This is a genomic window from Chromobacterium aquaticum (assembly GCF_021129195.1).
In the GTDB taxonomy this organism is placed as follows: Bacteria; Pseudomonadota; Gammaproteobacteria; order Burkholderiales; family Chromobacteriaceae; genus Chromobacterium; species Chromobacterium aquaticum.
In genome coordinates, this window is record NZ_JAJOHW010000028.1 from 26,950 (window position 1) to 35,700 (window position 8,751).

8 protein-coding genes and 1 pseudogene are annotated in these 8,751 nt (G+C 63.7%); 4 read left to right on the plus strand and 5 right to left on the minus strand.

What is annotated here, in order from left to right:
• Positions 1–37 precede the first annotated feature (37 nt).
• Together LQT98_RS04920 and LQT98_RS04925 are read left to right on the plus strand one after the other, a co-directional pair.
• Positions 38–1,093, plus strand: coding sequence for an NAD(P)H-dependent flavin oxidoreductase (locus LQT98_RS04920; protein ID WP_048409489.1), 1,056 nt, complete (start codon positions 38–40; stop codon positions 1,091–1,093).
• An 80-nt stretch (positions 1,094–1,173) separates the two neighbouring features.
• Positions 1,174–1,956, plus strand: a complete 783-nt coding sequence (locus tag LQT98_RS04925) for a ferredoxin--NADP reductase (RefSeq protein ID WP_231461332.1) — start codon at positions 1,174–1,176, stop codon at positions 1,954–1,956.
• A 19-nt stretch (positions 1,957–1,975) separates the two neighbouring features.
• Here LQT98_RS04925 and LQT98_RS04930 read toward each other — a convergent pair whose 3' ends face one another.
• Together LQT98_RS04930 and LQT98_RS04935 are read right to left on the minus strand one after the other, a co-directional pair.
• The gene (locus LQT98_RS04930; RefSeq protein WP_231461333.1) at positions 1,976–2,425 is read right to left on the minus strand and encodes a GNAT family N-acetyltransferase; all 450 of its coding nucleotides are present in this window, start codon (positions 2,423–2,425) and stop codon (positions 1,976–1,978) included.
• 11 nt (positions 2,426–2,436) lie between these two features.
• Positions 2,437–3,048 (minus strand): LysE family translocator, encoded by a 612-nt coding sequence (locus LQT98_RS04935; RefSeq protein ID WP_048409492.1) that lies wholly within the window; start codon positions 3,046–3,048, stop codon positions 2,437–2,439.
• Positions 3,049–3,156: 108 nt separating this feature from the next.
• On the opposite strand from LQT98_RS04935, the gene LQT98_RS04940 reads away from it, so the two are divergent.
• Positions 3,157–3,543, plus strand: coding sequence for a DUF488 domain-containing protein (locus tag LQT98_RS04940; RefSeq protein WP_231461334.1), 387 nt, complete (start codon positions 3,157–3,159; stop codon positions 3,541–3,543).
• Positions 3,544–3,604: 61 nt separating this feature from the next.
• Positions 3,605–4,234, plus strand: a complete 630-nt coding sequence (locus LQT98_RS04945; protein WP_231461335.1) for a LysE family translocator — start codon at positions 3,605–3,607, stop codon at positions 4,232–4,234.
• A gap of 11 nt (positions 4,235–4,245) precedes the next feature.
• On the opposite strand, the gene LQT98_RS04950 is transcribed toward LQT98_RS04945, so the two are convergent.
• From LQT98_RS04950 to LQT98_RS04960, 3 genes and pseudogenes are all read right to left on the minus strand, one after another.
• Entirely contained in the window at positions 4,246–5,679 is a 1,434-nt protein-coding gene (locus LQT98_RS04950) for a sensor histidine kinase (RefSeq protein ID WP_231461336.1), read from the minus strand.
• Between the two features lie 108 nt (positions 5,680–5,787).
• Positions 5,788–8,043: an arginine/lysine/ornithine decarboxylase gene (locus LQT98_RS04955; RefSeq protein WP_231461337.1), complete on the minus strand. Its 2,256-nt coding sequence runs from the start codon at positions 8,041–8,043 to the stop codon at positions 5,788–5,790.
• Between the two features lie 410 nt (positions 8,044–8,453).
• Positions 8,454–8,751 (minus strand): annotated as a pseudogene (locus LQT98_RS04960) (hypothetical protein); the annotation flags it as partial.

An 8,751-nucleotide genomic window follows, 5' to 3' on the forward strand; every position in this document is an offset into this window, starting at 1 on the left:
TCAACCGACGCCCACGTGGGCGTAATCGAGGAAATATATGGCTTCCGCTTTGTGTCGCCGCTGGCAGTTGCAAACTCCTTTAATCCAGGCGCCGATGGCGGGCGGCGCAACCAGTCCGGCATTGGTGGCCGCGGTCAGCCAGGCCGGCGCTCTGGGCTTTCTGGCGGCGGCGATGCTGCCGCCCGAGCGCTTGCTCAGCGAGGCCGCCGAGGTGCGAAAGCTGACCGACAAGCCGTTCGGCATCAATCTGTTCGTGCAGGATGATCCGGTGCCCAGCCCACAGGTCTTGCAGCAAGCCTTGGAATGGCTGGCACCTTTGCATCAGGAACTCGGGCTGCCGACGCCGCAGGTGCCGGAACGTTTCTGCGAGCCGTTCGCCCGCCAGTTCGAAGCCCTGTTGGAGGCCAAGCCGGCGGTGGCCAGCTTCACTTTCGGCATTCTTAACCGCAATCAGCTCAAGCTCTTGAAGCAGGCCAAGATAGACGTGATCGGCACCGCCACCAATATGGCGGAAGGGCTGGCCTGGGCCGAGTTGGGCGCAGACGCGATCTGCGCGCAGGGGCGAGAGGCGGGCGGCCATCGCGGCACCTTCATCGGCCGACCGCAGGATAGCTTGCGGCCCATGCTGTCGCTGGCCTATGAACTGGCGCAGAACCAGCCGCTGCCGGTGATCGCCGCCGGCGGCATCATGAACGGGCGCGACATGGCCGCCGCGATGCGTCATGGCGCCCAGGCCTGCCAGTTGGGCACCGCGTTTCTGCGCTGCCCGGAATCCGGTATCTCGACGCAGTGGAAAAGCGAGCTGGCCAAGGCCGCACCCGGCAGCACCCGGCTGAGCCGCGCGTTTTCCGGCCGCCACGCGCGCGGTCTGAACAATCGTTATATGGAGTTGATGGCCGAGCGGGAGGAACTGGTGCCGGCCTACCCGGTGATGAACGCCTTGACCGGGCCTTTGCGCGCGGCGGCGGCCAAGGCTGGGCTGCGCGACTTCCTGTCCTTGTGGGCCGGCGAGAATGTGGCCGCTGGCCGGGAATTGCCGGCGGCGCAGCTGGTGGCGACGCTGCATCAGGAATGGCTGGCGGCTTATGGCTGAGCCGCTGGCGGCGGCGGGCTTGAAGGCTGCCGCGATCTGGCGCACAATACTTGAGTAATTTACTTGGGTATAGACGAGTGATGGATACGGCGATCGAAGAAAAATACACGGTTCAACCCATTCTGTGGCTGCGGCGCTGGGCGGACAATCTGCTCAGCTTCCGTTTGCAACGGCCCGATGCTTACCGCTTCGAGCCAGGGCAGTTCGCGCGGCTGGGTCTGCCGCTGGGCGAGCAAGGTGGCCAAGTATGGCGCGCCTATTCGATGTGCTCAGCAGTCACCGACGAGTATCTGGAGTTTTATTCCATCGTGGTGCCGGACGGGCAGTTCAGTTCGAGACTGGCGCGCTTGCAGCCGGGCGACGAGGTCATGCTGGACAAGAAAGCGATGGGTTTCTTCCTGGCGGACCGGCTGCCGCCGGGCAAGGATTTGTGGCTGTTGGCCACCGGCACCGGCTTGGCGCCCTATCTGTCGATTCTGCAAGACCCCGCTCAGTGGCAACGCTTTGACCGCATCGTGCTGGCGCACTGTGTGCGGCACGCCGGCGAGCTCAGTTATCAGGATTTCATCGCCGAGTTGAGCGAACATCCCTTGTGGGACAAGCACGGCCACAAGCTGCAATACTTGCCCATCGTCACGCGCGACGCGCCGGAAGGCGTGTTGAACGAACGCATCCCGGCCTTGCTGGCCAATGGAGGTTTGGAGCGGGCGGCGGGGCTGGCGATGTCGCCGGAAAACTCGCGTTTCATGATCTGCGGCAATCCGGCCATGGTGGAAGACACCCATAGACAGCTGATGAAGATGGGTTACCGGATGAGCCGGCAGAGCGCGCCGGGCCATCTGGTATTGGAAAACGGCTGGTAGCCGACGCGCCCAGGGCGGCCTATAAGACCTTGCTCATGAACAGGCTGAGCGGGTCGGGCAGGTAGGCTCCGAATGGCGAGCACAGGCTGAAGCCGCCACGCTGGTACAGGCCGATCGCCTCCGGCTGGGATATGCCGGTTTCCAGTTTCAGCGCGGAGAGACCGGCGGCCTGCGCTTCTTGCTCCAGGCGCGCCAGCAGCGCCTGGGCCAGGCCCTTGCCGCGCTGGGACGGCGCCACGAACATGCGCTTGATCTCGCCGTAATCCTCATGTAGCACCAGCGCGGCACAGCCTGTGGCCACGCGGTTCTCATCGCGGGCGACGATGAAGCGCACATGGGGCTGTTCCAGCGCCGCCGGGTTCATCAGGTGGTTGCTTTCCGCCGGATACAGCGCCGCCTGATAAGCGTCCAACTGGCGGATCAAGGCCAGCACATCGTGTTGCAGCGGAGATTCCAGTTGCAGTTGCATGGGAGGCCGCTTCACTTGTTGGAGTTGGCGAGTAGGGCGCCGAACAGCAGGAAGGTCATGCCGCCGGCCTTGTTGAGCAGTTTGCCGCCGCGTTCGCTGGCCAGCCAGCGGCGCGCGCGTTGTGCGGTCAGCGCGTACACGGTATGAATCAGAATGATCAGCGCGCTGAAGGAGCCGACCAGCAGCAAGAATTGCGGCGCATAGGCGCCCTGGGTGTCGATGAATTGCGGGAAGATGGACAGGAAGAAAAAGATAGACTTTGGGTTGGTCAGCTGTACCGCCATGCCTTCCCCGAAACGCCGGGCAAAGCCGCGCGGCTGGGTTTGTATTTCGTCGAAGCGGAAGGCCGGCGCGCGCAGCAGCTTGATGCCCAGATAGAACAAATAGGCCGCGCCTATCCATTTCATCACGGTGAAGGCCAGCGCCGACGCGGCCAGCAGCAACCCTAGGCTGGTGGCCGACACGCCGGCGACGATGAAGGAGCCGCAGGCGGTGCCCAGGATGCCGCCCAGCGTGCCGCGCAAGCCGAAGCGCAGCGAATTGGTCAGGGTCATCAAGACGCCGGGACCGGGGCTGAGCACGGTGGCCGCGGCCATCAACAGATAAAGTGGATAATGCTGCATGAGACTGTCCTGATCGAGGCTATGGGGTTTAGTCTACTCAAGCTTGGTTGTCGATGACAATGTTGTTGCGGCGCGGCGATCAGCCGACGTCGATCCGGAGAACGCGTTATGACGATACGCATCGTGCAATTGGGTAGTCCGCGCCACCCGCAGGAGGGCACGCGCATCGGCACGGTTCGGCGGCCGCCGCGCGGCGTGCCCAAGAGCGAGTTCGCCAGCGGTGACTGGTACGATGTCTGGTTTCCCAATCTGGCGCCTAGCGCGGAGCTGGTGAAGCTGGCGCAAGCGACGCGGAGCGCAGCAGAATGGCAGGCGTTCGAGCGGGCGTATCGCGCGGAGATGAAGGCGCCGGAGCAAAGCCGTGAATTGGACTTGCTGGCGGCGCTGTCGCACGGCAGTCACTTTTCCATGGGGTGTTACTGTCAGGACGAGGCGCGCTGTCACCGCTCGGTGTTGCGGGCCTTGTTGCAGGAGCGCGGCGCGGCATTGGAGTGAGCTTTGATTCCGCTGGGCCGGCTTGTATCATATCGCTTTGTATTCGCCCGGAATGTCTGCCATGCCTGATTTGTCCACGCTATTATTGTTCAGCCTCGCCTGCGTTGCGCTGGCGGCAACGCCGGGGCCGGATATGTTGTTGATCGCCAGCCGCAGCGCCAGTCAGGGACGCCAGGCCGGTTTCGCCACGCTGGCTGGCATTCAGTTGGGCACTTACTGTCACGCGTTGGCAGCGGCCTTTGGACTGGCGCAATTATTCGTGTTGGCGCCGCTGGCCTACGACGCGGTGCGACTGGCCGGCGCCGCTTATCTGTTCTATCTGGCTTGGACCACCTTGCGCAGCCGCAGCGTGTTGGCCGCACCGGGCGCCGCCGCGCCGCAGTCCATGCCGCGCATCATGGCCCAGGGGCTGCTCACCAATTTGCTCAATCCCAAGATGGCGCTCTTCGTGCTGGCGCTGTTCCCGCAGTTCGTGCATCCGGCGGCTGGGCCGGTGGCCTTGCAGATCATGGTGCTGGCAACCTTGCTGAATGCGATCGGTCTGCTGATCAATGGCGCCATCATCCTGGCGGCCAGCCGTTTCGGCCGTGCGCTTGGCGACAAACTGGGTCAAAGCCGCTTGCCGCAGTATTTGCTGGCCACGGTGTTCGGCGGCCTGGCACTGCGCTTGGCGTTGGCGAGCAAGGACTGAAGCGCGCCGCGTCACGCGTCGCGTTTAGCCCAGGGCAATATCAGTTGCGCGATGACGCCGCCGTTGGCGGCGTTTTGCACGTGGAGCATGCCTCCTTGAGCACGGGCCAGGGTTTCGCATAGCGGCAGCCCCAATCCCATGCCGCGCGCGCGGGTGGTGAAGAAGGGCAGGAAAATCTTGGGCAGAATGGCTTCGTCAATGCCGGGCCCGTTGTCCACGACTTTGAAGCGGTAGTTGTGTCCGTCGCTTTCACCGCTGATCACGATGCGGCCGCCTTGCTCCTCCAGCGCGTCACAGGCGTTCTGCACCAGATTGTGCAGGATCTGCTCCAGCGCGGTACGCTCGGCGCGCGGCCACTCTTCCGGGCTCAGATTGTGCCATTCCAGCGTGATGTTCTGATCCGCCAACTCGGCCTGACGCAGAAACAGCAATGAGTTCACCAGCGCGTCGGGATCCAGCGGCGTGGTTTCCGTCGCTTTGGGATGGGCCAGCAGGCGGCTGAGCCGGCTGATCAGCGCCGCGGCGCGGCGCGCTTGCGCGCCGGTGGCGAGCAGGGTGTCGCGCACGGCGCCGCGCTGTGACGGTTCGTCCAGCGCGCGCTCCAGTTGGCGGGTGTTGGCGATGATGGCGGTCAATGGCGGGTTCAGTTCCTGAGCGAGGCCGGCCATCATTTCGTTCAGGGTATTGAGTCGGGCCTGGGCCGCCAGCCGGTCCTGCTGCTGTTGGCGCTGTTGCGATGCGCGCTGGCGGTGCCAGGCGTACAAGCCGACGGCGATGGCGGCGAGCAGCGCGTTCCACAGTAGGATCTCCAGCCAAGGGAGGCTGTCCCAACTCAAGGCGGTACGGCTGGACAGGCGGAAAGGCTGGCTGACGCTGGGCAGTTTGCGCTCCAGGCTCAAATCCCAGTCATTGGCGGCGGCGCCGACCTTACGTTGCAGCAATTCGATGCGGTGGCCGCGCAGTTGCAGCGAGATGTTCTCCAGCGGCTCCGGCAATTCGGCCTTGGCCAGCATGCGTTGAGGATCGATCAGCAGCGCCCAGCCGTCAGGGCTTTGCAGCCAGTAGCGCTGCGTCGCGTCAAAGCCGAGTATGGTCTGGCGCTGCTGTTGAGCCTGCCACAGCAAGGCTAGCGGCGGGCGCAGGCCGCTGGGATCACCGTGCCATTGTTGTTGCCGCCAATAGCCGATGGCGCTCAGCTGCGGCATCGCCGTTTGCAGGCGCTTGAGCATGTCCGTTGGCAAATGGCTTTGTTCGGAGGCGGCCAGCGTGGCCAGCACCGCGTCGTGTTGCGACGCCTTCTGGCTCAGCAGGCGCAAGGTAATGAAGGACTCTTGCCGAAAGCGCTGTTCCAAAGCGCCAAATTGGCGCCAGCCCAACCATAGGCAACCCGCCAGGCTGAGCAATAGCCAGGCGATCAGGGCGTAGCGGCGGTCCAATGACATCATGGCGGCGATTATCGCACGGCGCCGCGGCGGCGCCAGCCTGGAGTGTTAAGGATTATTGTGCAGAAAGTGTACGCATGCGCCCCGGCGCTGGGCCGGGGCGCACGATGCTCACTTCACGCAATCGACGCAATAGACCTTGCGACCGTCGATGTCGCTGGCCACCAGCCCGTGGACATCTGTTTCGAAGCCGGGCAGCTCGCGGTTGAAGTCCTGGGCGAAGCGCAGGTAGTCGACTATGGTCTGGTTGAAGCGCTCGCCGGGAATCAGTAGCGGAATACCCGGCGGATACGGCGTCAACAACACCGCGGTGACGCGGCCTTCCAGCTGTTCCACTGGCACGCGTTCGATCTCGCGGTGGGCCATCTTGGCGAAGGCGTCGGCGGGGCGCATCGCCGGTTCCATTTCCGACAGATAGATCTCGGTGGTGATGCGTGCGACGTCGTGCTTGCTGTAAAGCAGGTGGACGCGCTGGCACAGATCGCGCAGGCCGACACGCTCGTATTGCGGGTATTTGGCGATGAACTCCGGCATCACCCGCCACATCGGCTGGTTTTTGTCGAAGTCGTCCTTGAACTGCTGCAGCAGCGAGATCAGCGTATTCCAGCGGCCCTTGGTGATGCCGATGGTGAACATGATGAAGAAGCTGTACAAGCCGGTTTTTTCCACCACCACGCCGTGCTCGGTCAGATACTTGGTGACGATGGCGGCCGGAATGCCCATCTCTTCGAAGCTGCCGTCCACGTCCAGGCCCGGGGTCAGCACCGTGGCCTTGATCGGATCCAGCATATTGAAGCCATCCTCGATGCCGGCGAAGCCGTGCCAGCGCTCGTCCGGGCGCAGCTGCCACTCGGCCGGGTCGCAGATGCCGTCGTCGGACAGATCGTCCGGCCCCCAGACGCTGAACCACCAGTCGCGGCCGTATTCCTCATCGACCTTGCGCATGGCGCGGCGGAAGTCCAGCGCCTCGACCAGCGACTCCTCCACCAGCGCTTGTCCGCCCGGCTGCTCCATCATCGCCGCCGCCACATCGCAGCTGGCGATGATGGAGTACTGCGGGCTGGTGGAGGTGTGCATCAGATAGGCCTCGTTGAACCAGGCGGTGTCCAGCTGCCGTTGCTCCGGGTCCTGCACCAGGATTTGCGAGGCCTGGCTGATGCCGGCCAGCAGCTTGTGGGTGGACTGGGTAGAGAAGATCAGGCTGTCCTTGCAGCGCGGACGGCCTTCGCCGATGGCGTGGAAGTCGCCGTAGAAATCATGGAAGCCGGCGTGCGGCAGCCAGGCCTCGTCGAAGTGCAGGGTATCGACCTCGCCGTCCAGCAGATGCTTGATATCCTCCACGTTGTAGATAATGCCGTCGTAAGTGGATTGGGTCAGCGTCAGGATGCGTGGCTTGGCTTGCGGGTTCTTGGCCAGAGCTTCGCGGGCGAAGGGGTTGGCCTGGATTTTCTTCTTGATGTTGTCGAGCTGGAATTCGGATTTCGGAATCGGGCCGATGATGCCGTAGTGGTTGCGCGTCGGCATCAGGAACACCGGAATGGCGCCGGTCATCATGATGGCGTGCAGATTGGATTTGTGGCAGTTGCGGTCCACCAGCACGATGTCGCCGGCCGCCACGCAGCTGTGCCAGACGATTTTATTGGAAGTCGAAGTGCCGTTGGTGACGAAGAACAGATGGTCGGCGTTGAAGATGCGCGCGGCATTGCGTTCCGAGGCGGCAATGGGACCGGTGTGGTCCAGCAGCTGGCCCAGTTCGTCCACTGCGTTGCAGACGTCGGCGCGCAGCATGTTTTCGCCGAAGAATTGGTGGAACATCTGGCCGACCGGGCTCTTCAGGAAGGCGACGCCGCCGGAGTGGCCGGGGCAGTGCCAGGAATAGGAGCCGTCGTGGGCATAGTCCACCAGCGCGCGGAAGAACGGCGGCGCCAGGCTGTCCAGATAGCTTTTGGCTTCGCGGATGATGTGGCGGGCGACGAATTCCGGCGTGTCCTCGTGCATATGGATGAAGCCGTGCAGCTCGCGCAGGATGTCGTTGGGAATGTGGCGCGCGGTGCGGGTTTCGCCGTACAGATAGACCGGGATGTCCGGATTGCGGCGGCGGATTTCCGCGACAAAGCCATAGAGCTTGCCCAGCGCTTCTTGCGCCGCGTCTTCGGTGTGGAATTCCTCGTCGTCGATGGACAGGATGAAACCGGCGGCGCGGCTTTGCTGCTGGGCGAAGGAGGTCAGATCGCCGTAGCTGGTGTAGCCGATCACGCTCATGCCCTCCGCCTCCATGGCGGCGGCGAGTTCGCGGATGCCGGAACCGCTGGTGTTTTCCGAGCGGAAATCCTCGTCGATGATCACGATGGGGAAATGAAAACGCATACCTGAGTCCTTGTTGCTGTTAACTCGGACACGCGCGCAGGGCGGGACGCGTAGCTGGGCCGCCGGAGCGCTGGACAGCGAACCGGGGCCGCGGGCACCTGTAACCCTTTGCGGTGTCACTCGGTGCGCGTTGGGGCGCAGTTCTGTACGCACGGGCAGACCTGGGTCCGCCGCCGCCATGGAGGCTGGCCTTGAGGCGCGAATAAAAACAGGGCGCTTTGCGCCGCGGTCCGTGGCTGGTCGCGGCGGAATCCGCGCGGCCTTCACGTCTGCCGGCCTGGAGAACATCCCAAGAAAGCGCGCATTTTAGACCTTTTGCTTGTCATGTTGTTGCGCAACAAAAGGTTTGGCCGAAAAAAAGCTGGGCCAGCAGGCTTTATTGTCCCGCCTCCGTGCATTTCGCCGCAGGCCTAGTCGTCCAACTGGCTGTTTTGATTGTCTTTATCAGCATCTTGAGATGGCTGGCGCGGCAGTGGCGGCTGTTGTTTTTTGCCACGCCGCGACCAGTAAAGCCCGCAAGCCTTGGCCACGATGGCGCCGCCGCTGAGCAGCAGCAGGAATAGCAGTGGGCCGGCCACCAGCCAGGGGAAGAAGGCGATCAGGCCGGCGCAGATCAGCAGCGCCACGCCTATGGTCAGGAAGGCCGAGGCCTCGCTGGCGTCGACCGTGCGGGTGCCGCGCACCACCACGCCGAGCGCGTCGCCGATG

What these genes read in the sequence shown, in the direction of transcription:
- LQT98_RS04920 (WP_048409489.1), top strand. Translation starts at nt 38, where the DNA reads ATGGCTTCCGCTTTGTGTCGCCGCTGGCAGTTGCAAACTCCTTTAATC.
- LQT98_RS04925 (WP_231461332.1), top strand. Translation starts at nt 1,174, where the DNA reads ATGGATACGGCGATCGAAGAAAAATACACGGTTCAACCCATTCTGTGG.
- LQT98_RS04930 (WP_231461333.1), bottom strand. Translation starts at nt 2,425, where the DNA reads ATGCAACTGCAACTGGAATCTCCGCTGCAACACGATGTGCTGGCCTTG.
- LQT98_RS04935 (WP_048409492.1), bottom strand. Translation starts at nt 3,048, where the DNA reads ATGCAGCATTATCCACTTTATCTGTTGATGGCCGCGGCCACCGTGCTC.
- LQT98_RS04940 (WP_231461334.1), top strand. Translation starts at nt 3,157, where the DNA reads ATGACGATACGCATCGTGCAATTGGGTAGTCCGCGCCACCCGCAGGAG.
- LQT98_RS04945 (WP_231461335.1), top strand. Translation starts at nt 3,605, where the DNA reads ATGCCTGATTTGTCCACGCTATTATTGTTCAGCCTCGCCTGCGTTGCG.
- LQT98_RS04950 (WP_231461336.1), bottom strand. Translation starts at nt 5,679, where the DNA reads ATGATGTCATTGGACCGCCGCTACGCCCTGATCGCCTGGCTATTGCTC.
- LQT98_RS04955 (WP_231461337.1), bottom strand. Translation starts at nt 8,043, where the DNA reads ATGCGTTTTCATTTCCCCATCGTGATCATCGACGAGGATTTCCGCTCG.